At 36.7% G+C, this 25504-nt stretch carries 26 protein-coding genes; 2 read left to right on the top strand and 24 right to left on the bottom strand.

Features of this window, described 5'->3' with window-relative positions; genetic code table 11:
- Positions 1 to 35 precede the first annotated feature (35 nt).
- From JP39_RS05565 to JP39_RS05510, 12 genes are all read right to left on the bottom strand, one after another.
- Positions 36 to 914: an aldose 1-epimerase family protein gene (locus tag JP39_RS05565; RefSeq protein ID WP_041501626.1), complete on the bottom strand. Its 879-nt coding sequence runs from the start codon at positions 912 to 914 to the stop codon at positions 36 to 38.
- A 10-nt stretch (positions 915 to 924) separates the two neighbouring features.
- Positions 925 to 2364 carry an ATP-dependent protease ATPase subunit HslU gene (hslU, locus tag JP39_RS05560; RefSeq protein WP_041501627.1) on the bottom strand — a complete coding sequence of 480 codons (1440 nt, stop codon included), beginning with the start codon at positions 2362 to 2364 and terminating at the stop codon, positions 925 to 927.
- An 18-nt stretch (positions 2365 to 2382) separates the two neighbouring features.
- Entirely contained in the window at positions 2383 to 2907 is a 525-nt protein-coding gene (hslV, locus tag JP39_RS05555; protein WP_041501628.1) for an HslVU peptidase proteolytic subunit, read from the bottom strand.
- Positions 2908 to 2922: 15 nt separating this feature from the next.
- Positions 2923 to 3822: a tyrosine recombinase XerC gene (xerC, locus tag JP39_RS05550; RefSeq protein WP_041501629.1), complete on the bottom strand. Its 900-nt coding sequence runs from the start codon at positions 3820 to 3822 to the stop codon at positions 2923 to 2925.
- On the bottom strand, positions 3822 to 5909 hold the full coding sequence (gene topA / locus JP39_RS05545) for a type I DNA topoisomerase (protein ID WP_041501630.1): 2088 nt from the start codon (positions 5907 to 5909) through the stop codon (positions 3822 to 3824). The genes xerC and topA overlap by 1 nt, the downstream gene beginning before the upstream one ends.
- Before the next feature lie 111 nt (positions 5910 to 6020).
- A complete protein-coding gene (gene dprA / locus JP39_RS05540; protein ID WP_245626359.1) occupies positions 6021 to 6803 on the bottom strand; it encodes a DNA-processing protein DprA in 783 nt (260 codons plus the stop codon).
- A gap of 85 nt (positions 6804 to 6888) precedes the next feature.
- A complete protein-coding gene (locus JP39_RS05535; protein ID WP_041501583.1) occupies positions 6889 to 7662 on the bottom strand; it encodes a ribonuclease HII in 774 nt (257 codons plus the stop codon).
- Positions 7652 to 8506, bottom strand: coding sequence for a ribosome biogenesis GTPase YlqF (gene ylqF / locus JP39_RS05530; RefSeq protein ID WP_041501584.1), 855 nt, complete (start codon positions 8504 to 8506; stop codon positions 7652 to 7654). The genes JP39_RS05535 and ylqF overlap by 11 nt, the downstream gene beginning before the upstream one ends.
- Before the next feature lie 23 nt (positions 8507 to 8529).
- Positions 8530 to 8754 (bottom strand): YozE family protein, encoded by a 225-nt coding sequence (locus JP39_RS05525; protein WP_041501585.1) that lies wholly within the window; start codon positions 8752 to 8754, stop codon positions 8530 to 8532.
- Positions 8755 to 8766: 12 nt separating this feature from the next.
- The gene (locus tag JP39_RS05520) at positions 8767 to 9360 is read right to left on the bottom strand and encodes a YpmS family protein (protein ID WP_245626358.1); all 594 of its coding nucleotides are present in this window, start codon (positions 9358 to 9360) and stop codon (positions 8767 to 8769) included.
- A 2-nt stretch (positions 9361 to 9362) separates the two neighbouring features.
- On the bottom strand, positions 9363 to 10211 hold the full coding sequence (locus tag JP39_RS05515) for an SGNH/GDSL hydrolase family protein (protein ID WP_041501587.1): 849 nt from the start codon (positions 10209 to 10211) through the stop codon (positions 9363 to 9365).
- A 43-nt stretch (positions 10212 to 10254) separates the two neighbouring features.
- Positions 10255 to 11097: a DegV family protein gene (locus JP39_RS05510; RefSeq protein ID WP_041501588.1), complete on the bottom strand. Its 843-nt coding sequence runs from the start codon at positions 11095 to 11097 to the stop codon at positions 10255 to 10257.
- Positions 11098 to 12142: 1045 nt separating this feature from the next.
- Here JP39_RS05510 and trhA point away from each other — a divergent pair.
- Positions 12143 to 12793 (top strand): PAQR family membrane homeostasis protein TrhA, encoded by a 651-nt coding sequence (trhA, locus tag JP39_RS05505; RefSeq protein WP_041501601.1) that lies wholly within the window; start codon positions 12143 to 12145, stop codon positions 12791 to 12793.
- Here the strand turns inward: trhA and JP39_RS05500 are convergent.
- From JP39_RS05500 to JP39_RS05480, 6 genes are all read right to left on the bottom strand, one after another.
- On the bottom strand, positions 12790 to 13278 hold the full coding sequence (locus tag JP39_RS05500) for a dihydrofolate reductase (protein ID WP_041501589.1): 489 nt from the start codon (positions 13276 to 13278) through the stop codon (positions 12790 to 12792). The two genes, trhA and JP39_RS05500, sit on opposite strands and share 4 nt — an antisense overlap.
- Positions 13279 to 13288: 10 nt before the next feature.
- Complete coding sequence (locus JP39_RS05495; protein WP_041501590.1) at positions 13289 to 14239, bottom strand: thymidylate synthase; 951 nt, start codon at positions 14237 to 14239, stop codon at positions 13289 to 13291.
- A 10-nt stretch (positions 14240 to 14249) separates the two neighbouring features.
- Positions 14250 to 16154, bottom strand: coding sequence for an ABC-F family ATP-binding cassette domain-containing protein (locus tag JP39_RS05490; RefSeq protein ID WP_041501591.1), 1905 nt, complete (start codon positions 16152 to 16154; stop codon positions 14250 to 14252).
- 85 nt (positions 16155 to 16239) lie between these two features.
- The gene (locus JP39_RS12570) at positions 16240 to 16410 is read right to left on the bottom strand and encodes a hypothetical protein (protein ID WP_157492457.1); all 171 of its coding nucleotides are present in this window, start codon (positions 16408 to 16410) and stop codon (positions 16240 to 16242) included.
- 71 nt (positions 16411 to 16481) lie between these two features.
- Positions 16482 to 16946 carry a hypothetical protein gene (locus JP39_RS05485; protein WP_041501592.1) on the bottom strand — a complete coding sequence of 155 codons (465 nt, stop codon included), beginning with the start codon at positions 16944 to 16946 and terminating at the stop codon, positions 16482 to 16484.
- Positions 16947 to 16999: 53 nt separating this feature from the next.
- Positions 17000 to 18202 carry a CCA tRNA nucleotidyltransferase gene (locus tag JP39_RS05480; protein ID WP_041501593.1) on the bottom strand — a complete coding sequence of 401 codons (1203 nt, stop codon included), beginning with the start codon at positions 18200 to 18202 and terminating at the stop codon, positions 17000 to 17002.
- 261 nt (positions 18203 to 18463) lie between these two features.
- Here JP39_RS05480 and JP39_RS12565 point away from each other — a divergent pair, with 261 nt between their 5' ends.
- Positions 18464 to 18607, top strand: coding sequence for a hypothetical protein (locus JP39_RS12565; protein WP_157492456.1), 144 nt, complete (start codon positions 18464 to 18466; stop codon positions 18605 to 18607).
- Between the two features lie 99 nt (positions 18608 to 18706).
- Here the strand turns inward: JP39_RS12565 and JP39_RS05475 are convergent, their stop codons facing one another.
- The 6 genes from JP39_RS05475 to nhaC form a co-directional block, all read right to left on the bottom strand.
- Positions 18707 to 19546, bottom strand: coding sequence for a metallophosphoesterase family protein (locus JP39_RS05475; protein WP_041501594.1), 840 nt, complete (start codon positions 19544 to 19546; stop codon positions 18707 to 18709).
- Complete coding sequence (locus JP39_RS05470; protein WP_041501595.1) at positions 19539 to 20630, bottom strand: ABC transporter ATP-binding protein; 1092 nt, start codon at positions 20628 to 20630, stop codon at positions 19539 to 19541. The genes JP39_RS05475 and JP39_RS05470 overlap by 8 nt, the downstream gene beginning before the upstream one ends.
- A gap of 10 nt (positions 20631 to 20640) precedes the next feature.
- A complete protein-coding gene (locus JP39_RS05465; protein WP_041501596.1) occupies positions 20641 to 21459 on the bottom strand; it encodes a carbohydrate ABC transporter permease in 819 nt (272 codons plus the stop codon).
- Positions 21452 to 22336: a carbohydrate ABC transporter permease gene (locus JP39_RS05460; protein WP_041501597.1), complete on the bottom strand. Its 885-nt coding sequence runs from the start codon at positions 22334 to 22336 to the stop codon at positions 21452 to 21454. The genes JP39_RS05465 and JP39_RS05460 overlap by 8 nt, the downstream gene beginning before the upstream one ends.
- Positions 22320 to 23597 carry an ABC transporter substrate-binding protein gene (locus tag JP39_RS05455; RefSeq protein ID WP_041501598.1) on the bottom strand — a complete coding sequence of 426 codons (1278 nt, stop codon included), beginning with the start codon at positions 23595 to 23597 and terminating at the stop codon, positions 22320 to 22322. Before JP39_RS05455 ends, JP39_RS05460 begins: the two co-directional genes overlap by 17 nt.
- A 168-nt stretch (positions 23598 to 23765) precedes the next feature.
- Positions 23766 to 25187, bottom strand: coding sequence for a Na+/H+ antiporter NhaC (gene nhaC / locus JP39_RS05450; RefSeq protein WP_041501599.1), 1422 nt, complete (start codon positions 25185 to 25187; stop codon positions 23766 to 23768).
- Positions 25188 to 25504 lie beyond the last annotated feature (317 nt).

Genomic DNA, 25504 nt, shown 5'->3' with positions numbered 1-25504 from the left:
CAACACCTTTAACGGATGTTGAGCTTTTTGATTAACTATTTGACGGAAATGCTGAAGTATGCCTCGAATTGTTCCTTAGGAGCCAATTTGTTAATAGCATATTTATTTTTAAGATTGTTATCTGAGTCAGTCTTATCTGCAAGTCCCCACCAAGGTTCGATACACATAAACTTACCATTCTCATCAGGATATGTTGACCACATACCGAAGAACTTAGCGTTACCAGTATCTAGTGTCAACTTGTGATCTGACTTGTCACTAGCAATTGTTACTTCTGCTGGTTCATTCAAACGGTAAACAACAGCATCATCAACAAAGTAGTCACGTGTCATTGGGAAGTTTTGATTTTCAACCTTTGTTTCGCCATTTAGGTTAACTAAGTGGTTGTCGATTGGAATATGAGTTCTTGTTTCGGCTGGATCAACAGTAACTTTATAATCTTCGAAGTTAAGACCTTTATCGAAAGGTACTTCGAATCCGGGATGTGCACCAATTGAGAAGTACATATCTTCTGATTCTTCCATACTGTCAACTAAATAAGAAATTTGAACAGTATCCTTAACTAGTTGATAAACAATTCTCAACTTGAAGTGATATGGATACTTAGCAAGACTAGCTTCACTAGTTGTCAAACTCAAAACTAATTTTGAATCTGTTTGTGAATCAAGAGCAAATTCTTGATCACGAGCAAAACCGTGTTGTGTCATCTTGTATTCTTTGTCGTCAACAAAGTAATGGTCATCCTTTAAACGTCCAACAATTGGGAATAATACAGGTGCATGGCGTCCCCAAACTTTTGGATCTGCTTGCCAGATAAATTCTGAATCTTCGTTATTCTTGATGCTGTTCATTTCAGCACCTAAAGAATTAACCTTTAATGTTAAGAAGTCGTTCTTCAATTGATAAACTGTCATGTTTTTCCCCCTAAAGAATATAACGTGAAAGATCTTGATCTGAAGCAATCTTACCAACTTGTTCGTGGACATATTCACGAGTAATGGTTATATCGCCCATTTGCATATCAGGTCCTTCATACAAAATATCTGCCAAGATTTTTTCCAAGACAGTAGAAAGACGTCTTGCACCGATATTCTGATTACTATTATTCAATTCAAAAGCAATTTTTGCAATCTCTTCGACAGATTCTTTAGTAAAAGTTAAATGTATTCCGTCCGCTCTTGTAAGCGCTACATATTGCTTTGTCAAAGCATTGTCTGGTTTTGTCAAAATTTGAATGAAATCGTCTTCAGTCAAGTCATTCAATTCAACACGGATTGGGAAACGTCCTTGAAGTTCAGCAATCAAATCGCTAGGTTTACTTTCGGCAAAAGCACCAGAAGCAATGAATAAAATGTGGTCTGTATCAACGGGACCATATTTAGTAGCAATTTGTGAACCTTCAACGATAGGCAAGATATCACGTTGCACACCTTCACGAGAAACTTCACCAGAATTACGTTTGTCGCCAGCAGCAATCTTATCAAACTCATCAATAAAGATAATTCCGTTATTTTGAGTTCTTTCAATAGCTTTTTGATAAATTTCATCATGGTCAACACGTTTTTGTGATTCTTGTTGAATCAACAATTCACGTGCTTCCTTAACTGGCAATGTTCTAGTAATGGTCTTCTTAGGTACCAAAGAATCCATCATGCCTGACATGTCGATACCCATTTGACCCATTTGGTCGCCCATGGCACCAACTTTTTTAGACTCTTCAACTTTGATAGTTACTTCTTCATTTTCAAGCAAACCTTTATCAAGTTGTTCTTTAACTGACAAACGTTGATCACGTACTTCATCAGTTACATCAGCATTAGCATCAGGATCTTCATCCACTGTATCGCCAGCGTTATTGAAGATATTACCTAAACCTTGACCACCATTTTGCATGTTGTTGAGCATGCTCATGAAGTCGTTGTTATTATTTTGACGTTGTTCTTTTTTAACACCAGGAGCGAGCAACTTGACCAATTTCTTGTCAACATCGCGACGAACTTCAGGTCTGATTTCGTCGAATTTTTCTTTTTCGACCATTGTTACTGCAACGCTAACCAAGTCACGAACCATTGATTCAACGTCACGACCGACATAACCAACTTCAGTAAACTTAGTTGCTTCAACCTTTACAAAAGGTGCGTTGACAATTTTTGCCAAACGACGAGCAATTTCAGTTTTACCAACACCAGTAGGTCCAATCATCATCAAATTCTTTGGTGTGATTTCAGCTTGCAATTTTGCAGGTACTTGCATCCGACGGTAACGGTTGTATAAAGCAATCGCTACGGCTTTCTTAGCATCGGTTTGACCAATAATATAATCATCTAGTTTAGCAACAATTTCTTTTGGGGTTAATGTGTCCATTTATTACTAATCTCCACTCTAAAATTTATCGGAAATAATATTTTCGTTTGTAAAAATATCAATACTTGATGCAATCTTAATTGCTTCTACAGCAATTTGTTGGGCGTCCATATCTTTTGCATGACGTTGCATAGCAATCGCAGCAGCTTGCGCAAAGTTACCACCAGAACCAATTGAAACAACATCTTCGTCAGGTTCGATAACTTCACCGCTACCAGAGATAAGTAACAAATTATCCTTATCCATTGCAATCAACATTGCTTCGAGTTTTTGTAAGGTTGGATCCTTACGCCAATCTTGAGCTAATTCAACTGCAGCACGTTTCAAATTACCTGAATATGCTTTAAGTTTCTTTTCTAGCCAATCTTGAAGTGTAATTGCGTCAGCAACACCACCAGCAAAACCAATAACGACTTTATCGTCAAAGATACGTCTTACTTTGTGAGCTGAGCCCTTCATAATATATTTTTCACCTAATGTAACTTGACCATCACCGGCAATCGCAGTGTGACCGTCATGTTTAACAGCAACTATTGTAGTCATTGATTTACCTTCCTCTTATCTTGGAAAATATTTTTTATAATCATTTTGTAAATGTTCCATTGTCACATGAGTGTATATCTGCGTGGTTGAAAGGCTGGAGTGTCCCAGTAACTCTTGAACCGTCCGCAAATCAGCACCATGATCAAGCATGTGTGTGGCAAATGTATGACGTATCATATGCGGATGTATATCGGATGTCAAGCTAGTTTTCTTGATTATCTGATCCAAAATATATTCGATTCCACGACTAGTCAAATTTTTACCACGACTATTTACAAAAACGTACTCGTGATCTTGATGGTTTTTAAGCATCAACGTCTTTCTACCTTGATCAAAATAAGTCTCTAATGCACTCTTAGCATAGCTTCCAAAGGGCACATAGCGGTCCTTGTCGCCTTTACCATGAATTAAAACTATTTCATTAGAAAAATCCAGTTGATCTATTAATAGATTAGCACACTCACTCACTCGCATGCCAGTGGCATAGAGCAATTCTAATAATGCTGAATTTCTTTGGGAAAGTGGGTCATTCCCTTTGACTGCTTCGAACAGTTGCGTCATCTCTTTTTCGTAAAAGAAATGGGGCAATTTACGGCCTTTGTGACGCAATTGTACTAAATCAAAGGGATTTGCCTTGATGAATTTATTTTTGACTAAGAAGTTGTAAAAGGACCGCAATGCGGAGATTCTACGGGCAATTGTTTCATCCGCATAGTTTTTTTCATCTAAATATGTCAAATATGTATCGACATCGATACGCGTCACCTTAGTGAATCCATGGAATCCACCATTTTGGTTTAAAAAAGAAACAAAATTATCTATATCTTCTAAATAAGATTTTTTTGTTTCTTCCGAGTAGCGATGATTAATCATTAAATTATCAACAAATTTATCGATTAATTTTTTTTCTTTCATTACTTTTGAATATCCTCTTCATAATCTCCGTTTGGACAAATTACTTGACGACCACCCTTAACCTTCTTTTCAACAAGGTAGTGGCCATCTTTAGGACAATCACGACCGATTGGTTTATCCCATGAAACGAAGTCACAGTCAGGATATCTTGAACAACCATAGAAAATACGATTCTTCTTTGATTTTCTTTCAATAACTTGGCCTTTCTTACATTTAGGACAAACAACACCGATTTCTTTAACGATTGGCTTAGTATTACGACAATCTGGGAAACGTGAACAAGCGTAGAACTTACCGTAACGACCCATTTTGATAACCATTGGTGCACCACAGATATCACAATCCATGCCGGCTGGTTCATCTTTGATTTGGACCTTTTCGATTTTATCTTCAGCTGATTCAAGTTCTTTAGCAAAAGGCTTGTAATAGTGGTCAACAACCTTGACCCAATCCTCTTTGCCTTCTTCAATCTCATCGAGTTCATCTTCCAAATGAGCAGTAAAGTCGATATTAACGATATCTGGGAAATAATCTTGAATTAAATTATCAACTATTTCACCTAATTCAGTTGGTTCAAAACTCTTACCATTCAATTTAACATAGTAACGACGTTGAATCGTATCAATTGTTGGTGCATAAGTTGATGGACGACCAACACCATTTTCTTCCAAAGCCTTAACAAGTGATGCTTCAGTAAATCTTGCAGGTGGTTGAGTAAAATGTTGTGCTGGATCGTTCTTTTGTAATTTAGCACTGTCGCCTTCGTTTAATTCAGGAAGAATATTATCCTTCTTAGAAGTATCAGATGTGCTTTGGTAAACCTTGCGGTAACCTTCAAACTTAATTTTTGAACCGTTAGCTCTAAACATTACGCCATTTTGTGACAAGTCAACTGTCATTGTATCGAAAACAGCTGGTGTCATTTGGCTGGCAACGAATCTTGACCAGATCAAGCTGTAAAGCCTGAATTGGTCTCGGCTAAGAATTTCTTTTAGTGAAGCTGGTGTACGGAATACTGAAGATGGACGGATAGCTTCATGGGCATCTTGTGCACCTTCTTGGTTCTTATCCTTACGTTCTTTGACGATTGCGAAAGGTTCACCGTATTCTTCATGAATAAACTTAGAAGCTTCTGCTTCAGCGACTTTTGAAATACGCTTGGAATCAGTACGCATATAAGTAATTAAACCAACAGTACCTTCCTTACGTCCCAAGTTGATTCCTTCATATAGTTGTTGAGCAATCATCATGGTCTTACGAGTCTTGAAGTTTAAACGTTTGTTAGCTTCCTGTTGCAACGAACTAGTTGTAAATGGAGCAGCTGGCATACGTTTACGTTCTTTTTTAGTAACTTTATCAATATTGAAATCTTTTTTCTTATCGATTTTACCCAATACTTCTTGTACTTGAGCATTATCTTTTAATTCAGCCTTTTTACCGTTTAATCCGTAAAAGTTAGCTTTGAATTTATCTTTATCATGTTTGAAAACTGATTCAATAGTCCAGTACTCTTCAGGAATAAACTTCTTGATGTCATTTTCACGTTCAATCACTAATTTCAAAGCGATTGATTGAACACGACCGGCACTGAGGCCTTTCTTAACTTTAGCCCAAAGGATTGGGGAAATTGAGTAACCTACCAAACGATCTAAAACACGACGTGCTTGTTGAGCATCAACGAGGTTCATATCGATTGAACGAGGTGATTTAAAAGCTTGTTTAACGGTGTCTTTAGTAATTTCGTTAAAGACAACACGGTTCTTTCCGTCATCTTCCAAACCTAGTAAATGTGAGACATGCCAGGCAATGGCTTCCCCTTCACGATCCGGATCGGCTGCCAGATAAACACGTTTGGCTTTTTTTGCTTCTTTTTTGAGATCTTTTATAACTGGACCTTTACCACGAATAGAAATATATTTTGGTTCGTAGTCATGTTCGATGTCGACACCCATCTGACTCTTAGGTAAATCACGAACGTGACCCAAACTGGCAACTACGTGATAATTACGTCCCAAATATTTTTCGATAGTTTTTGCTTTTGAAGGTGATTCAACAATCACCAAATTCTTTTGCTTAGTTGATGGCACGTAAAGGTGCTCCTTTCAAATGGATCAAGTAAAACTGTCAATATATTAATCACAGATTTTAATTTTGTCAATTCAAAGGATAATTTACTTCTTCAAAATGACGCCTTGATTTTATAAATTATTAAAGTTGATTAAAGGTGTGGCTCCTTCTTCAATTAACCGGTTACAACCAACAGACAACGATCTATCGATTGGACCAGGAATCGCCAGAACCTCACGATTATTTTCCAAAGCTAGACTAGCGGTAATTAAAGAACCACTTCTTTTTCTAGCCTCGGTAATGATAACTTTCTGACTCAAGCCAGCAATGATCCGATTTCTTTGGGGGAAATGGAATCGATCTGCTGGCATTTTAGGTGGATATTCACTGATTACCAAACCATTATTCATAATTTGCTGCTGTAAATCAAGATTTTCTGGAGGATAAACCAAATCCAGACCACAGCCAGTGACAGCGATTGTCTGTCCGTGATTCTTAAGCGTATGTTGATGTGCCCAAGAATCCACGCCTCTTGCTAAACCGCTCACAATAGTATAACGATTTACTAAACGTGGGACAAGCCCGCCAATGCAACGAAAACTGTAATCTGTCGCTTTGCGTGCACCAACGATGGCAATACAATCAGTTTTAAGTAAAGCAATCTTTCCTGAAAAAAACAAGAGCGCAGGTGGATTATAAATAGTTCTTAATAGTTGCGGATACTCGTCATCCAGATAATTAATTGCTGGCGGTAAAACTTCTGGAGAACGTTCTAATAATAGTAGAAACTGGTTAAATTTGCCACGATCCCAAATATTTTCCAAAAATTCATATGCCTCAGATTCTAGATTAGCACTATTTATTGAAATTTTTATAATATTTAGCATTATCTGATTGGACATCATGCCAGTCATTCTGCATCTGATTAAGAATTCTGTCAATTTTGTCATAAGAAAAACATCACTCCCTCAGAATAAAATTACGGAAGTGATGCTCATTTTAATACAACTTATGAATATTTTTTACGGGCGCAAAACTCAAGCGATGAATCTTAGTTCTACCGACGGTATCCAAGGCTTTTAAATGCTCTTTGGTACCATAACCGTCGTTTCGCTCGAAACCAAATTCAGGATAAATATGGCTGTACATAGTCATCAAACGATCTCTGGCCACTTTGGCAACGATACTTGCTGCACCGATACTCAAGGATTTAGCATCGCCTTTGATCAATTTGGTCTGTGGAATATCAACTGGTATAGTCATCGCATCGACTAAAATATGATCTGGTTCGAGATACAAATTATTGATGGAATCAGCCATTGTCAATTCTGTCGCATGATAAATATTTTGGGTATCGATCAAATGTGGACTACCGACACCAATACTAATATCAATCGCTTGATCACAAATCTGCCTATAAAGTTCATCTCGCTTGGTACTAGATAACTTTTTTGAATCGTCAACTTCATAAAGCGTATTATCGGACGGCAAAATAACCGCTGCTGTGACAACTGGTCCAGCTAACGGTCCTCTACCAACTTCATCAACACCAGCAACGACTGCTCCATTGTCCCAATAAGGCTTTTCTAGAAACTCTTTTTGGTGAAAACGAGTAATCAATTCCTGACGTTTAGTCTGTCCCTTATAATATTGCTCTAATAAATTTTTAACGCCACTGCGTGAATCTTCAGACAATTCAGCCAATAATTCTTTATCAACCTCGTTATCAGCTAGTATTTCTTTAACAGCTTTGACAGTGTACTTATTCTTCATAAAACTCCCCAGGGATGTCAAATGTCAAACGACCTAATTTCAACTTACGTACATCTTCAATAATACGACGTGATGTACGGTCGTAATCTTCCTTATAACCAAACTTTTTAGTAAGGTCCATCAATAGCTGTGGAGTCGTATGATTGAAAACATCAGCATTAGTTAGACCATAGGCTTCCTGTAATTGGTCCATATAGTGGGTCTCAAGGAAATTCAAGGCATAGATGGCAACATCATCAGGTGCATAGATTTTATCCTTGATAGCGCCGGATAAAGCCAATTTCATACCAACTTTGGGATCATCAATCTTTGGCCAAAGAATACCTGGTGTATCCAATAAATCGATACCGATACTAGTCTTCAACCAATTCTGGTTCTTAGTGACACCAGGTTTATTACCGGTAACAGCAACATTTTTACCAACAAGTCGATTCAAAATGGTAGATTTACCAACATTAGGAATTCCGATACACATAGCTTTAATCTGATAGTTTTTGACACCATTTTTTTCGTAACGTTCAATTTTATCTGACAATTCAGATCTAATCAAACTCTTAATTTGACCTAAACCTTTGTTGTGCTTGGCATCAAGCTCAATTGAGTTAGTACCTTCTTGTTGAAAGTTGAGTTTCCAATCTTTCGTAACCTTAGGGTCGGCCAAATCAGATTTATTTAAAATAATGATGTGTTTCTTTTGATCAATAATATTTTCCAAAACTGGGTTTCTTGATGAGAAAGGCAATCTCGCATCAACAATTTCCAATACAATATCGACTAATTTCAATCGATCTTGTACTTGATTTTTTGCCTTGTTCATATGTCCGGGATACCATTGTAGTGCCATTACCATCACCTATTTCTGTCAATTTATTTTTTATCTGTTTCTTGATACTTTTGAAATGCTTCGTCAAAAATTGTCATGCTAGGCAAGTACCCAGCATTCAACTCTAAATATTCTGATAACTTTTGATAATTTTGCTCTTGCTTGGGGAAAGAAGTATCGCGAAAAGCATTCATCGCAAATTCTGCTTCTGGTTCGACACTATCCGCATTGCGAAGAGTCATTAAAAACTCATAAAAACTGCGTCTCATATGTACTCCTTCCTACTGGTTATTCGTAATTTTACTATTCATTACTTCAAAGGACAATTTGTTATTTTTCAAATCGATCTTTTTAGCACGAATACCGTAGCCATCTTTAGTAGTGAATTTAGTAAACTTCAAAAGAATTGTCTTCTGTTTACCATCGATGCTGACCCATTCAGGAGTCTTAAAGCTATTCTTAATATAATTCATTACAAAGGAAATTGGCAATGATAAATCACCAATCTTCATTTCTTTTGCTTTCAAAAGCACATCACCATTAGTCTTGGCATATGGATGCATCAAAATTGTAAAGTGAATCTTGGCACCTAAAAAGGCAATTGCACCAGTCAATTCAGCGTCTTTTTTCAAAATCAATTGATAGTCAGTTTTACCATCGTTTAGAGTGTTCTTGAGATAATATTGAGCCATCTTATTGGCTTCTTGCTTGTTCATGTCAACCGTAAAGACACGTTCATTTTGATCCGGAATGGTTGTAGAAACTTGATAATTGTCTTTTGAAGAACTCAAAACTTTCGTACCCATGTATCCTAAACCAACGACAATAATTGCTACTAAAGCGATAAACGCATATTTCCAATAATTTCTTTTCATGATTACTTGTAAAGCCACTCCTTTGTAGTCCCGTTTACTTTCTCAAAGACTTTGTCTGTCATCATATCATAACCGGTCCCATTTGGATGAAAGTGGTCCTTCGTGTATAGATATGGATTGCTGCCAGTTTTCTTAATTTTCTTAGTAATACCTTTTGGTTGATACAAATTATTAATATCTACAAAATAGGTGTCATTAAATGTGCTGGCAACTTTAGCTGAAGCATTGTTCCAGTTGATGAATGCTGTCTTGGCATTTTTAACATTACTTAAATAAATACTGAAGGGATTGTAAATACCAATCAGATAAATCGGTGCATCATCATTATAAGCTCTAATATCAGTCAACAACTGCTTGAGGCGCTTGTCGAATTGAACTTGTTCATCAGCAATATCTCCAGCTGTAAGATCCAATCCTTTACGCTGCAACAAGTGCATAAAGTCATTACCACCAACGGTCACTGTAATAATATCTGCTTTAGGCAAGTCTTGGTGCATTTTCTTGTCTGACTTGATACGCGCCATAATTTGCTGACTAGTATCACCAGAAACACCATAATTATGTGATTCTGCTTTAACCTTATATTTCTTTTGAACCCGCTTGGTTAAACGAGTTACATACCCGCCACCAACAGATTTAGAGTCACCAACACCTTGAGTCAACGAGTCCCCAACGGCGACAATGCTGATATTAGTCTTCTTGGGAATAACTTTTTTCTTAGGTTTTGTTTTTTTAACTGTCTTTGTTTCAGTAATTTGTTGTTGATTATGATTGACAAAATAGTATGTCCCACCACCAACAGCGATTAATAAAGCAATTAATATTATGATCCAAATACTTTTTTTCTTCATTTATAATCCATCTTTCAAAAAAAAGCTGATGCAATCATCAGCTTTACTCTGTATAAAATTCAATTGCGAAGGCACCTGAACCGGCATGTGTTGCAATTACCGGACTTGTTACACGAATTAATAATGGTACATTCGGTACAATTTCAGCCAACTTCTCTTTGAGTTCGTTCACATAATCCATTTTATCAACGTATGAAATACCAATTGCCTTGATATTTTCTAAGCTCTTGATTTCTTCCATGACATTATTCATATATTTCTCAATCGTCTTACGGCCACGGCCACGTTTAGCAATATCCAAACTATTGTTTTTTACAATTAAAACTAAGTTGATATTTAAAAGCGTTGAAAGAGTTCCAGCAAAACGGCTCAAACGTCCACCACGCAAAATATTTTCAATACTTGTTACACCCATGTATAGGTATGTGTGATCGCGTACTTTTTGAATGGCAGCCTTAATTTCCTCAGCTGATTTGCCCTCTTGAGCCATCTTAGCAGCCTTGAGAACTTGGAAACCTTGAGCACGGTCAGTAAATTCAGTATCGATAACTTCCACATTACGGTCAGTCATGTCAGCCACCTGACGAGCAGCATTAATAGTACCACTAATCGATGGTGTCATAATCAAAGCTAAGATATCCGTATAGTCTTCTGGAACGTCATCAATAACCTTCATAAAAGTACCAATCGATGGTTGAGATGTCTTAGGTAGATCTTTTGAAGAATCCATTTCCTCAACGAATTTTTCTCTAGTAATGTCTACGCCATCAGTGTAAGTCTTATCGTCAATACTGATTGTTAAAGGAACGATGCCAATATCATATTTTTCTATTTCTTCTGGTGTTAATTGTACCGATGAATCGGCAAGGATTTTTACTTTACTCATTTTATCCCTCTTTCATAGGGTCTTAATTCTTAATTGTTTCAATTATAACAAACTTATTCTGGGTAAATTACAAATTATTAACTATTTTCATGAATTACTATAATTATTTTCAGGTAACTATTACATGACATATGGTAAAACTTGCTAAATATGCCGCTTCCGGTTGGCTGTGATTTTCGCCTGCTGTGGGACCGGTTCGAGCCAAGGTCTCGAACCTCGCTTTTGAGCCGAAAATTGCGTCTCAAAAGACGTCCGTAATATAAGGACTTGCGTCCTTATATTACTTTCACTGCTGGTGAAATCACAGCCAACCGGAAGCTAGGGTTTCTTTACTAACGAATTAATCGTTATATTTTTAATTACCAATAATATGACTAGAATAATAAATAAGATAAATATCAATCATATAAATAAACCAAAATTTTAGTCTAATAATACCTCAATTTATTACCAACAAACTAGCCGTAGGTTTCCAGTAATTGAAGTCCAGCAGTGAAAGTGGTGTTGGGGCTTTAGCCCTTACACCACTGGACGCTTTGGAGACTTGACGAACTGTGGCAAGGCTTCAAAGCGAGGGTCGAGACCGCTCTTTGGCTCGAGCCGTTCCGCACAGCAGACTTCAATTACTGGAAACCGGAGGCGGCAAACCCAACAATTATTAATTATACAATATTTTCATTTCCTGAAAAGTATATAATAATACGCAGATGTTAGTTTAAAAACCATTACAAATATTTCATAGTCTAAAACTACTCGACCACTCTTATATTCACCTAAAAACGATTAATTAGTCGGAAGAGCTGGGAAATATTTGTGTGCCGTGGTAGTGGTATAAGTACGGGAGGAATCTCCCATACTTATACCACCGGACGTGTTTGGAGCCTTGACGAACTTTGTCAAGGCTTCAAACCGAGGTTCGAGACCGCTCTTTGGCTCGGACCGTTCCGCACAGCTTGAGAATGTTTCCCAGCTCTGTAGACGGGATATTTAACTAACACCACAGTAATAATCAATGAAACTAGTTAAAACAATTGGAGCTTTGAAAATGTCAAAAAAACGTAACTTCTCAAGAGCCTATTTGATCACTGACCAAGTGTTCAGTGCTGTAACTCATGGAATCGGCATCATTTTAGCGATAATCGGATCAGTATTTCTACTGATTAAAGGCTTTCATCAAGGTAATCCGCTCAATATTACGGCTTACTTTATATATGCGTTCACGCTGTTCTTCTTATATTTGAGTTCAACACTCTTCCATAGCTTGTATTTCACGCGAGCTAAAGGTGTCTTTCAAATTTTTGATCACAGTTCAATCTTTTTAATGATTGCTGGAACGTACACACCGTACTGCCTGATTGCTCTACATTCAGCTTTTGGTTACAGTATTCTCGCTTTCATCTGGCTACTAGCAATTGGCGGCATCCTTTACAAGATATTCAATGTTGGACGTTTCAAATACTTTGAAACCCTCTTGTACGTCTTGATGGGTTGGGCCATTATTATTGCTATGAAACCACTGTATCAAGCAATTGGTGCTACTGGTATTTGGCTATTAGTTGCCGGTGGTATAGCTTTTACATTGGGTGCATGTCTGTACTTGATGAAAAATCTCAGATACATTCACGTCATCTGGCACATTTTCGTTATGATTGGTACAGCCTTAATGTACTTCTCAGTTTATCTTTATGTTATTTAAATTCTGTCATAAGTCTCGAAGGTATATGGATAAATATTCTTATCGTCCATAACGCCTTCTTTTTTTTCGGTTAATTTAAACTTATTGTAATCAAGTTCCACCATTTTGGTATCGCCTGTAAACTCATAATCAATCTTGGTTAGATACAATCGGTCTACATCGTCCGCAAACAACTTAAAAATACCTTCGCCACCGATGACCATTACTTCTTCATATGCCTTGACATACTGCGATAATTGGTTCTTATCCGTCAACAAAACAACCGAATCAGGTACTTGATAGTCAGGATTGCGTGAAATAACGATGTTTAAACGATTTGGCAACGGACCATTGGGGAAACTTTCAAAAGTCTTCCGTCCCATTACGATGGGATGTCCTGTGGTAACGTCTTTAAAACGCTTCATATCATTGGGTAGTTTCCAAGGCAAATGCCCATTGCTACCGATAATGTGATTTTTATCTTCAGCCCAAACAAAACTTATCATTTCATTCTCCCTAAACGGCAACGGGTGCTTTGATAGCAGGTTGCGGATTGTAGTCAGTTACACGAATATCTTTAGCATCAATGTCAAAAATGCTCTTGTCACTGTCGATCTCAAGTTGGGGACCAGTTACAGGTGTCCGATTCAACTGTGTCTTAACTTGCTCAATATGGTTGGAGTAAATATGAGCATCGCCCAATGTATGAACGAATTCACCCACTTCAAGGCCAGTCTCACGTGCAATCAAATGTGTCAGCAAGGCATAACTAGCAATGTTAAATGGAACACCTAAGAACAAGTCGCCACTTCTTTGATACAACTGACAAGATAATTTGCCATCGTTAACATAGAATTGAAACAACGTGTGACATGGTGGCAAAGCCATGGTTGGCACATCTTCTGGATTCCAAGCACTGACGATTAGACGTCTTGAATCAGGTGTTTTTTTGATCTGTTCGATAACATTCTTGATCTGATCAATCACGCCGCCATCACGTTTTTGCCAATGACGCCACTGTGCACCGTAAACATCCCCTAAATTACCGAATTTTTCAGCAAATTCAGGATCATTTAAAATACTGTCATCAAACTTATTTTTCTCAACTTTATATGCTTGGGCAAATTCATCATCAATCAAACTACGACGACCAAAGTCAGTCATATCAGGGCCTTGATAGTCGGTACTTTCGATGTAATTTTTAAAAGCCCACTCATCCCAAATATGATTGTTGTGTTCCAACAAATATTTGATATTAGTATCGCCATGCAAAAACCATAACAACTCACTCTTAATTAGACCAAAAGGAATCTTCTTAGTCGTCAACAGTGGGAATGACTCTTGCAAGTCAAAGCGCATTTGATAACCAAAAGTACTAATAGTACCAGTTCCGGTCCGATCACTCTTTTTGTGACCGTGTTCCAAAACATATTTCAATAAATCTAAATATTGTTGTTCGTTATGCATGATCATTCTCCTAAATAAATTGACCTAAATATTCCCAACGATCCATCAACTTATCAGACTCAGCAGTCTTTTCGTCAAGTTCTCTTTGGAAATCCATCAGTTTTTCATAATCATTCGATGAATCATTCAATTGTTGCTTTAGTTCGGCCATTTCATCGTCAAGTTTCTCAATTTTTGGCTCGAGCTTATCAAATTCTATCTGTTCCGCGTAAGTTAATTTCTTCTTTGGTTCAGATTTTTGTGTATCTTCAGCACGTTGTTTTACTTCTTCATGCTTTTGAGCTTTATCTTCATGATGCTTAGCTTGTTTAGCTTCAGTTTCCTTTTGCAAATAGCCTGAGTAAGAATCATAACTTTCTTGAATCTCACCTTGACCTTCAAAAATCAACAATTTGCCAGCAACTTTATCCAAGAAATAACGGTCATGAGAAACGGCCAAAACAGTTCCCTTGAAACTTTCGAGATAATTTTCCAAAATTGTCAAAGTCTCGATATCCAAGTTGTTAGTCGGCTCATCAAGTAATAAGACATTTGGTTGATCCATCAAAATAGCTAGTAGGTATAAACGACGTTTCTCACCACCAGATAATTCTCTGATAAAGGCACCTTGCATTTGGTGGTCAAACTTAAATGTATCGAGCATTTGTGAAGCTGACATGTGTGATCCATCATTATTTTGAACACCTTGACCAATTGATTCCAAGTAACGAATAACACGTTTTTCCGGATCCATATCACGTGTGTGTTGCGTGTAATAACCAATTTTAACTGTTTGACCAGTTTTGATTTCACCAGAATCAAGTGGAATTTGTTGCACAATCGTATTCAAAAAGGTTGTCTTACCAGAACCATTGGCACCAGTAATACCGATACGATCTCCACGAGAAACTAAGTAATTGAAATCATTTAGGATAACATGTTTATCAAATTTAAGACTGGCATGTTTGATATCGAAAACATCGTTACCAAGACGTTGTTGGGCAATGTCGATTGACATTTCTTTTTGAACATCCGGCTTATCTTGTAAGTCTTCCTTCAAATCAGTAAAACGGTCTTTTCTGGCTTGTTGCTTAGTTCCACGAGCTTTAACACCAGCACGCATCCAGTTCAACTCTTGCTTATACAATTGTGTCTTATGGTGTTGTACCGAAGCATAAATCTCTTCATTATCAGCTTTTTGTTGCAAATATTTCTCATAGTTACCGTCATATTCAGTAACATTACGATTTTCCAATTCAAAAATTCTAGTTGCAACCTCATTCAAGAAATAACGATCATGGGTTACGAATAAGACTGAACCCTTATACTTACTTAGATAACTTTGCAACCAATCGATAGCTTCGTAATCCAGGTGGTTGGTTGGCTCGTCCAAAATCAAGAGGTCAGCTTCAGAAATCAGCGTTTCTGCCAAAGCAACACGACGTTGTTGACCACCAGATAATTCGCCAATTTTCTTCTCTAACTCAGTAATACCTAGTTTGTTCAAAATTGACTTAACATCTGACTCCATTTGCCAAGCTTCGGCAGCGTTCATTTTCTCTTGTAACTTAAAGAATTCTTTTTGAATCTTCTCGTCAGTTGAATTCATATTGAATTGAGCCAGTGAATTTTCGTATTGACGAATCAATTGAAATTTTTCACCGCTACCGTTAAAGACAGCATCAATAACTGTTGATTTTTCGTCCAAGTCAGGCTGCTGCTTTAGATATGAAATTTTAAAATCCTTGGGCTTTTCCATATCAATCGTATTGAGGTCGCTGTTATTGACAATCCCATCAAGCAAAGTTGTCTTACCAGTTCCGTTCAAACCAAGCAAACCGATACGGTCGCCTTCATTAATTGTAAAAGTTACGTCGGTGAAAAGCGTTCTGTCACCGAATGATTTTGATGCATTTGAGATGTTTAAGGTTTTCAATTATTTCACCACGTATAAATAAAAAATTCCTCTACCCATGTAGATAGAGGTATGTCTTCTCTTTCTTACTTATTATCACATTCTATTAGTATTCTTTCAACTGGTTGAGTGCGTAATACAACTGCTGTTGACCACCGAATCTAACTAATATTCGGTCACGTTTTTTATCAAAGTAGACGACTACTCCAATTTGCTTTTTCATTGCGTCACTTTCGTCGATAACAGTGACCATGGTACCGATTTTTAAATTTCCCATATTTTTCCCCTCGCTCAAGAAAATACGGGACTTAGTTAAGATTAATTAACTAATATCCCGTATTTTAATAATTAAAGATCTTCTTTGTAAATGTCATAAACAGTATTTTCTGGATCAATTGAAATGTAAAGCTCACCATTCTTGCTTGAAATTGCTGAAGATTGATAAGCGTTATCCAATCCTTCAACATCCTTTTGTTTGAATGGGAAGTAAATTTCCATTGGTTCCTTGTCTTGGTCATCTTCGAAAACAATATCGCATTTTTCGATATCTTGATATTTAATAACACGATTGAACATACCATCGGCCATAGCTGCTGTTGAAACATCTGTGTCCTTGATATAGTCAGCATCTGGTAAAATTTCAATTCTGAAACGTTTGCATGGGTGAATCTCTTGCATACGTCCACCATGGATACGTCCATAACTGGTTGTAACACGAGCAATCCAAATATCTCTCATTTCACTGTGGCTAACTGTCCAAGTATCATCATTTCTAAAGTAAAATTTAAGTTCTTTAAAAACATGTTTAGTCATATTATCACCCTTTCAAGTCCTAAAATACTTACTGTTTTCATGATACCACAGCATTATTGATTACTTAACAAATAATGCCTTAAATCATCGAAATTATTGGAAACGTTTCCTTCCACGACAGCACGCTCAATTTGGGACATTGACTTACCGATAATTGGACCCGGTTTGACACCCAAGATTTCACAGATATCCTTGCCAGTAAGTGCTAAATCATGACTGTTTTTTATCGAGATATTATCTACTTGTTTTTGCAAGTCTGTATAATCAAATTCAATCAAAAACATTTGGCATAACTGAACGGTTCTTGGCAAATTATCAATGCCCAATTTATATATATTCCACAAATCATAATCTTGATTTTCAAACAGATGCAATAAATTCAAAGTATTGAGACTAGCCTCACGAGTTTTATTGGAAACTTTCCAATCACGCAATAATCTGTTGAACTCTTGATGGTTCAAACTTAAAACATAACCGATTGCACTCCAAGCAGCATCTTCGTCACTAAATGTTTGATCATGAACATCAAGCAACTCTTCTAATTCCATCTTTTTACCTTTGAAATCAGGACAATACTCGCTCAATCCAAGCTCCAGAAAATCCGAAAAACCATTTTGCCAAGACTCACTGAGCATTAATTTAACGAATTCTTCACGAATACGCTCCACAGCAATTTTCTCTAACAGTGGTGCATTGTCAGAAATTGCCTGAGCTGTATTCTTCTCAACTTTAAAGTTCAATTGAGCTTGAAAACGAACTGCACGCATCATTCTCAACGCATCTTCATGAAAACGTTCTTCAGCTTTACCAACCGCCCGGATGATATGTTGATCAAGATCTTTCAGCCCGTCAAATTGGTCAATGACATTTCCGTTACGATCAACAGCCAGTGCATTGATTGTAAAATCACGTCGTTTCAAATCATCTGATAATGACCTAACGAATGTCACCTTGTCTGGACGGCGATAATCCTGATAACCCGATTCAGTTCTAAAAGTCGTGATTTCATAGGAGTCATCCCCCATTAAAACCGTGACCGTTCCATGTTGGATTCCCGTATCAACAGTACGTTTAAAAATTTCTTTAATTTCTTCTGGATAAGCACTCGTAGCAATATCGACATCGTGGATCGGTAACCCTAAAATGTGATCGCGCACACTTCCTCCGACAAAATAAGCCTCGTAACCGGCTCGTTCAATTTCTTCTAAAACTGGTAGTGCTTCAATAAAATCCGCAGGAAGTTGTTTGATTTGCATATGTTTACCTCACAATTTAAAAATAAAAGTCTTTGTACATTATATACCAATTATTAGGTATCTTAGAACCATGCTAAATTATTCCCAATAATTATCAACATTGATAAGACAAAATGACCAAAACGTTGAAAACTAACAATTATTTGTTTTAGAACGGTGCATGGTTTAGTAAAGACAGATATAATAAAGGCAGTAAGGATGTGAAAGAATATCAGATAAGAAAGCGCTTCAAAAAAATCAGGGTTCTGATATTCGTTAGATATGGTAGATATAATTCTTTTGATCTCACTTATCGGTATTTGGATTGGTGCCATTTGTAACCTTGATTGGTTAACGTTCTCTGCGCTCCTACTCAATTCAATCGTCTTTTTAATCAGCATGGTTGCTGGTAAGGATAAAAAATAATTTTACAAAACATGGTCATGCTTTCAAGCACTATAACAAAATAGACTAGGAATCCGTTTGGATTGCTAGTCTTTTTGTGTACCCAATTTTAAATATCAATTAATCAAAAATACTTTCATCGACAAAGTCTGTATCGTCAACATCCACATAATTGATAACATCGTGACCCTCGTAGAGACATCTAGTCTCAGTACCAATTTCACCATCATCGTCAATCGTAATGATGTCATAATATGTTGCATCGTAAATCAAATGTTTATGTTCATCATCGCAATCAATATGGTAAGCACTCGAATCAGTCGAATGCATCATGATTCCATCTTTGACAAATGACGTCTCAAAATGAACGTGACCTGAAAAGACTGCCTTTACTGGGCTGTCCTTGATTGTCTGCATTAACTGGTCGCTTTCTTGCAAAATACTGTAACGCATATGATGAATTGCTGGTCCGTCAATTGGATGATGTAAAAAAATCATTGAATCCTTTGAATCCTTATCCAGATGATTTTCTAACCAATCCAACTGCTCTTGCCCAAGATAACCTTGCTCATAATTATGAAATTTACTATCAAGAAAATAAATATTAATATCTGGTGTCTCTAGCAAATAATAGTATTTTTCGCGTGGTATCTCTTTTAAATAACCTTCAAAAAACTCTGTCGTTCGATCGTGATTCCCCAAAATAACTTGAATTGGAATATTTAACAAACCTCGATAATAATCAAGTAACTTAGCTAACTTATCGTAATCCTCCGCTGTACCCTCATGGATCAAATCACCTGTAATGGCAATTAAATCGGGATTTTCCGGCATCTTAACGATATCAATAAAAATATTATCTAGTTTTTCACACGGATCAATCTGTTGATTGTTAGCAACATCTGCTCCAATTGGAGTCAAATGGGTATCTGTAATTTGAACTATCTTATATTTACTCATGATTCCCCCAATACAAATTTTTCTCAGTTGCTGGATCGAAGAGAAGACTGGTTGTTTGTTCTAATGTAACAAAAATCTTTTCATTAACTTTAAATTCACAATTATTAACGACCGCTTTTAAGTGCTGTCCATTTTCCATAACTAATAGCATTTGAACAAAGCGACCATAATCAATAATATTTTCAATTTTGACTTCAAGACTCAAACTGGTTTGTCTATTTTTGGAACACCGTAAGTTCTCTGGCCTTATGCCAATATAGTAGTTTCTTGATTCTAAATTGAGTTCTTGCGTTTGCATAATCGGCGTACCGTTTAATACCAATTGATTGTTCTCTAATGCAACTTCAACGATATTTATTTGCGGCGTACCAATAAATTTAGCGACAAAAAGATTCGTGGGTTGGTTATAAATATTCTCAGGGATGTCAATCATCTGAATGATTCCCTGGTTCATAACAGCAATTCGATCTCCTAAAGCCATCGCTTCCAATTGATCATGTGTCACGTAGACGATTGTTTGTTGATTAGTAATATGCAACTTTTGAATCTCATCGCGAGCCTTTTCACGTAACTGCACGTCAATATTGGACAGAGGTTCATCTAAAAGAAAAATCTTACTTTTTTTAACCATCCCTCGACCGACAGCAACACGTTGTTTCTGACCACCGGACAATTGGGATGGTAAACGGTCTTTGTACTTCACTAAATTAAGCGTCTCCAAAACATTCTCTATCAATTCCGAACGTTTTTTTGCTGGGACCTTATGAACTTTTAAGGCATACTCCAAATTTTGATAAACCGTCATATTTGGATAGAGAGCATAATCTTGAAAGACCATCGCAATGGTATGGCCATCGTCTTTCATTTTGTTACGGTTCAAATTATCGATTAAGACTTCACCTGAACTTTGCTCCTCTAAACCAGCAATCATACGTAAAGTTGTCGACTTACCACAACCAGATGGTCCCAATAATACTAAGAATTCACCCGCATTGACGAACAAATCTAATCCATCAATAATCGTGTTCTTTTTAAACTTTTTAGAAATTCCTTTTAATTCAATTGTTGCATTGCTCTCGCTCATAAAATTTCTCCTACTTCAAACCACTATTACTAATGCTATTGAGAATATATTTTTGGAAAATTAAATAGATGATCAATGGCAAAATCACCATTATCGTCGATAAGGCCATCGCTAATGGAAAGTTAGTTCCACCTTCACTCGAAATATAATTCTGTAAAGCTAGTGGCAGAGTGAAACTAGACTTATCCTTTAGAATCAAAGTTGGCCAGACGTATTCATTCCAAGAATTGATAAAGAATATCGCACCAACACTGACAATACTTGGCTTCAAAATAGGTACAACAATATTGAAGAAAATCTTGCGATTCGGTATATTGTCAATTTTAGCTGCATCAATCAAACTGTTAGGAATTTTCTCCATCGTTTTCAAAAAGATCATAATTCCTGTGGCATCACATAATTGTGGCAGTGCTACACCGACAATATTATTGAGTAAGTTCAACTTTGAAATAACTAGATAGTTAGGAATCATGACGATAGTGAATGGCACAAAAATTGTTGAGACAAAGATTAAATAAATCAGCATTTTCCCTTTGAATTGATAACTTCTAAAGGCATACGCTGTTAGTAATCCAGTCAATAATTTCCCCACCGTCACCATCGTTGCCATCAGAAAGGTATTCCAAGTTAAGCCTAGTAAATTGACTTGCTTGTTCAGCAATAAATAATTCTCAAATGTGGGTCGCAACGGAATCAAATTCAACATAGTCCCATACGAATCACGTAATGTTTTGAAAGAATTAGAAACCATGAAGAGAATTGGGAAAATTGAACCCAAAATGATCACTAGCAGGAGTAAATGCCATAAATTTAGTTTCTTTTTAAGCATAATTTTTAGCCTTCCTCTCTACAAAACGGATTTCAATAAACAGCAATATCAAAAAAATCACAAAAGTCACAATTGCTAAAGCTGATGAAGTTCCTGTTTTATACAAGACAAAAGCATTTAAATATGTTTGATAAATCATGTTTGATGATCCATAGTACGGACCACCTGTAGTAATGACGTTGATTGGCGTGAAGACATACTGCAATCCTTGAACAATTGTCAAAATCAAAACGTAAATTCCAATTCCGCGATTCATTGGTAGAATCACATTCCAGATCAAACGCCATTTCGGAATTCCATCTACTTTGGCTGCGTCAATGATATTTTTGGGAATTGATCCCAGACCAGTCAATAATAGAATGAAATTGTATCCAAAGACTTTCCAATTAGTAATAAAACAAATCACCGTAATCGCCAAGATACCTGAATTTGACCAATTTGGCATAGCAATCCCAAAATTCTTCAAGATGTAAGCAACTGGACCTGATACTGGATTCAAAATCCAAGTAAATACCATCGCTCCAACTACTAACGAGAATAAACTGGGTATAAAGAATAAGACCTTGTATACTCCCTGCATCTTGCTAATAAAGAACTTGACGATCAGTGAGATGAAATATGGAAATACAAAATTCAAAACCACTAAGAATACGATATATATCAGCGTATTCAAGATAACTTTTTGATTAACTGGATCAGTAAATACTTCTAGGTAGTTTCTCATCCCAACAAACTCTTTTGTAGGCGCAATCAGATTCCAATCAAAGAAACTAAGATAGAACGTATAGAGAATTGGCACAACTAGAAAAACTATTAATAAAATAGCTGTTGGTAAAAGATACAAAAAAGGTAAAAATTTATTATTTTTGTTCCGCATTGATTTTATCCTGTGCTGTTCCCAAGGTAGACTTGACATCGCTTCCAGATAAAATTTTATCTCGTGCATCGATCATAGCTTGTTCAGCTTGTAAACCTTTTTTAGGGAATGAAGTCCATGGAACGGCATTGTCCAATGTTTTAACAGCTGGGTCTAGCATTGGGTTCTCTTTAACGTAATCTTTGAATGCTGATGATTCTAGAGCAACCTTAGTTGGAGGTAAATAACCGGTTCCCTTGCTCCAAGTAACAGCGGCGTCAGCTTTATACATCCACTTTTCAAATTCCCATGCAGCTTTTTGTTGTTCTGAATCTTGTGCAGTGATAGCTAACATTGAACCACCTACTGGTACAACTGTTTTGTGACCTTCGAAATGTGGTGCTTCAATTGCAGACGCGTTGAAACTAGCACTCTTCTTGATGTGTGATGTTTGAGCAATCGTTGTAAATGCCATCGCTACATCACCCTTAACGAATGAATCCATTCCTTGAGCCCAAGGAGTATGTAAAGCTAATTTTGAAGTAACCATTTCTTGATAATACTTGTAAGCTCCAACACCATTATCACTTGCGAAAGCAGCTTTGCCGCCTTTTTGAATGTCGGCACCATGACTTAACATAATTCCTTGTTGAGCCCATGTATCGCCTGGTTCTTGGATGTAAAGACCATACTTACCTGATTGATCGTGAATCTTCTTAGAAGCTTCTTTAATACCTTCCCATGTTGCTAGGGAATCTTCTTTAATACCATATTTACTTAAAATATCTTTATTAATAAACAAGACTGGAGTGCTCAATGAGTAAGGTAGTCCAACTAATTTACCCTTACTGTCTTTAGCAAAAGAAAGAGTTCTCTTAGTAAAGTTTGTGTCAATAAACTTATTGTTGCCGTCAAACTTCTTGGCAGCATCAGTTGGTGTCATATATTTAAAATTACTTGCAAAGTAATTGTCATAAGCCCAACCTACTTGAGTAATATCAGGAACCTTGCCTGAGGCTTGAGCTGATTGTAAATTTTGCATCAAACCTTTGTACATATCAGGATTATATTTAGCTGTTACCTTAATATTCTTATGTGTATCATTAAATTTCTTAACTAAGTCGTCAACTGCAGCTCCCCCTTGAGTTTGCGCATTAACGTGCCAATATGTAATGTGTTTAACAGCTGATGCAGAAGTTTTCTTACCACAACCGGCAAAAACAACTGCCATCGCCATTATCCCCAACATTAATAGAACTTTTTTAAGCTTACTATTTTTCACAGTAATTCCTCCTATTCATAGAAATAAGCATATAGAGAAACTGTGTATAAAAAGTATATTTAATGTTTAGATAATGAAAAGTTTTTGTATAAATTCTTTACATAAATCCACGCCCAATAAAAAAAACCTGAATGAACTGCTTTGACAGTTTCACTCAGATTTTAAATGTTAATTTAATTGTTCAGTAACTTCACCAACAACGGCTGACTTGGGTGCTTTATCCTTATTGTAATTTTTACCAAAGACAAAAGCGAAAATCACAGTCAATAAAGGATTCATCCAAACGTAGAATGCACAAGAGATAAAGACTACTGGGCTAACTCCAAGAACTCCAGAAATAAAGATTCCCGTAACGCCCCATGGAACTAAGGCATTGATGTCGGCGCCACCACTAGCAAGCACACGTGAAAGGTATTCCGGACGAATATTTTGTTTCTCAAAGTTTTCCTTAAATGTTGCTCCAGGAAGAATAATTGAAATGTATTGCTCACCGACTAAGAAGTTAACGCCGATGGCACTAATCATTGAAGTTAAAATTAATTTACCTGGTGTATTAACTTGGCTATTCAATTTACCGATCAAATTATCAACGACACCGAGCTTTAACAAAACGCCACCAAGTGTCAATGCAACTAGAATTAAAGAAATGCTGCCTAACATGCTTGTGATACCACCACCACTGACAATTGCGTTGATTTTCTTGTCAGGTGAATTCAATTGGAAACCATTCATGATTTGATCACTAACGATTTTAACTGTGGGATGATCGATAAAAATATGCATGACGATTGCGGTAATTGAACCGGCTAAAAGCGTCGGAATCGCAGGAATTTGCATGATTGCACAGAAGATTAAAACTGCGATAGGAATTAACATCAATGGTGAAATAAAGAAATTGGCATTTAAGGCGTTAATAATATGATGTACAGAACTCATATCAGGATTAGCTGTGCTGTGTCCCAATACCAAGAAAATAATGGCTGTAATTGTTGCTGAAGGAACGGCGGTATGTGAAATAGTTCTAATGTGATCAAATACATTATCAACACCAGCGATACCCGTTGAAAGATTAGTTGTTCCAGAAAGTGGTGACATATTATTTCCAAACAATGCTCCAGAAACGATTGAACCTGCTGTTAGGGCAACATTGATACCCATAACATGACCGATTCCCATGAAGACGATTCCTAAGGTACTGATAGTAGTAAATGAACTACCAACGATTACTCCGACTAAACAGCAGCTGACAAAAACTGTGAAAAGAAAGAACCTAACGTTCAATAACTCTAATCCGTAAACCATGATTGTGGGGATAACGCCTGACATTGACCAAGCTGAAACTAGAACTCCAATCATGATAAAAATAATCATTGGAATGATACCTGGTTTAATACCTTCAGAGATACCATCTTGTAATTCATTCCAAGAGAAGCCTCTTAAACGGCCGTAAAATAGCAATAATGTAAATGTTAATAAAATTGGAATCTGTGGCGTCATCTTCCAGGCAATCATCATTGTACCTAACATGCCGAACATGACTAACATAATAATTAAACTTTCCCAAAACGTTAAACGATTTTTCTTTTCCATAATTTCTCACCCTAATTATTCTTTAGTGGGGAGATAAACTTCCCCGATTTTTGTTTTCTCTGATCATTATTATTTGCTCCAATAGGGTCTATAAAGATAATTCCGTTTTGCGCTGTTCATTTCGTTTTCATTTAAAATTTGACTAAAAGTTGCTTGCATTCTAAGTTTTTCGATAAATTTCATAATTAGTTTCCTCCTTCTTCGTATCCCAAGAGTATAAAAAAAGCGCCCCTGCAGTTAATATGCAGGGACGCTTATTTGCGCGGTACCACCCAAAATTCAAATGGATAGACTAGTCCATTTGCTCTTTACTCCCG

Source organism: Companilactobacillus heilongjiangensis (genome assembly GCF_000831645.3).
Classification (GTDB): domain Bacteria; phylum Bacillota; class Bacilli; order Lactobacillales; family Lactobacillaceae; genus Companilactobacillus; species Companilactobacillus heilongjiangensis.
Note: the sequence above shows the minus strand (reverse complement) of the source record. Positions and strands in the feature narration are given on the sequence as shown.

Excerpts from the sequence above, each read along its gene's own strand:
- JP39_RS05565 (WP_041501626.1), bottom strand. The coding sequence starts at position 914 with ATGACAGTTTATCAATTGAAGAACGACTTCTTAACATTAAAGGTTAAT.
- hslU (WP_041501627.1), bottom strand. The coding sequence starts at position 2,364 with ATGGACACATTAACCCCAAAAGAAATTGTTGCTAAACTAGATGATTAT.
- hslV (WP_041501628.1), bottom strand. The coding sequence starts at position 2,907 with ATGACTACAATAGTTGCTGTTAAACATGACGGTCACACTGCGATTGCC.
- xerC (WP_041501629.1), bottom strand. The coding sequence starts at position 3,822 with ATGAAAGAAAAAAAATTAATCGATAAATTTGTTGATAATTTAATGATT.
- dprA (WP_245626359.1), bottom strand. The coding sequence starts at position 6,803 with ATGACTGGCATGATGTCCAATCAGATAATGCTAAATATTATAAAAATT.
- JP39_RS05535 (WP_041501583.1), bottom strand. The coding sequence starts at position 7,662 with ATGAAGAATAAGTACACTGTCAAAGCTGTTAAAGAAATACTAGCTGAT.
- ylqF (WP_041501584.1), bottom strand. The coding sequence starts at position 8,506 with ATGGCACTACAATGGTATCCCGGACATATGAACAAGGCAAAAAATCAA.
- JP39_RS05525 (WP_041501585.1), bottom strand. The coding sequence starts at position 8,754 with ATGAGACGCAGTTTTTATGAGTTTTTAATGACTCTTCGCAATGCGGAT.
- JP39_RS05520 (WP_245626358.1), bottom strand. The coding sequence starts at position 9,360 with ATGAAAAGAAATTATTGGAAATATGCGTTTATCGCTTTAGTAGCAATT.
- JP39_RS05515 (WP_041501587.1), bottom strand. The coding sequence starts at position 10,211 with ATGAAGAAAAAAAGTATTTGGATCATAATATTAATTGCTTTATTAATC.
- JP39_RS05510 (WP_041501588.1), bottom strand. The coding sequence starts at position 11,097 with ATGAGTAAAGTAAAAATCCTTGCCGATTCATCGGTACAATTAACACCA.
- trhA (WP_041501601.1), top strand. The coding sequence starts at position 12,143 with ATGTCAAAAAAACGTAACTTCTCAAGAGCCTATTTGATCACTGACCAA.
- JP39_RS05500 (WP_041501589.1), bottom strand. The coding sequence starts at position 13,278 with ATGATAAGTTTTGTTTGGGCTGAAGATAAAAATCACATTATCGGTAGC.
- JP39_RS05495 (WP_041501590.1), bottom strand. The coding sequence starts at position 14,239 with ATGCATAACGAACAACAATATTTAGATTTATTGAAATATGTTTTGGAA.
- JP39_RS12570 (WP_157492457.1), bottom strand. The coding sequence starts at position 16,410 with ATGGGAAATTTAAAAATCGGTACCATGGTCACTGTTATCGACGAAAGT.
- JP39_RS05485 (WP_041501592.1), bottom strand. The coding sequence starts at position 16,946 with ATGACTAAACATGTTTTTAAAGAACTTAAATTTTACTTTAGAAATGAT.
- JP39_RS05480 (WP_041501593.1), bottom strand. The coding sequence starts at position 18,202 with ATGCAAATCAAACAACTTCCTGCGGATTTTATTGAAGCACTACCAGTT.
- JP39_RS12565 (WP_157492456.1), top strand. The coding sequence starts at position 18,464 with ATGGTAGATATAATTCTTTTGATCTCACTTATCGGTATTTGGATTGGT.
- JP39_RS05475 (WP_041501594.1), bottom strand. The coding sequence starts at position 19,546 with ATGAGTAAATATAAGATAGTTCAAATTACAGATACCCATTTGACTCCA.
- JP39_RS05470 (WP_041501595.1), bottom strand. The coding sequence starts at position 20,630 with ATGAGCGAGAGCAATGCAACAATTGAATTAAAAGGAATTTCTAAAAAG.
- JP39_RS05465 (WP_041501596.1), bottom strand. The coding sequence starts at position 21,459 with ATGCTTAAAAAGAAACTAAATTTATGGCATTTACTCCTGCTAGTGATC.
- JP39_RS05460 (WP_041501597.1), bottom strand. The coding sequence starts at position 22,336 with ATGCGGAACAAAAATAATAAATTTTTACCTTTTTTGTATCTTTTACCA.
- nhaC (WP_041501599.1), bottom strand. The coding sequence starts at position 25,187 with ATGGAAAAGAAAAATCGTTTAACGTTTTGGGAAAGTTTAATTATTATG.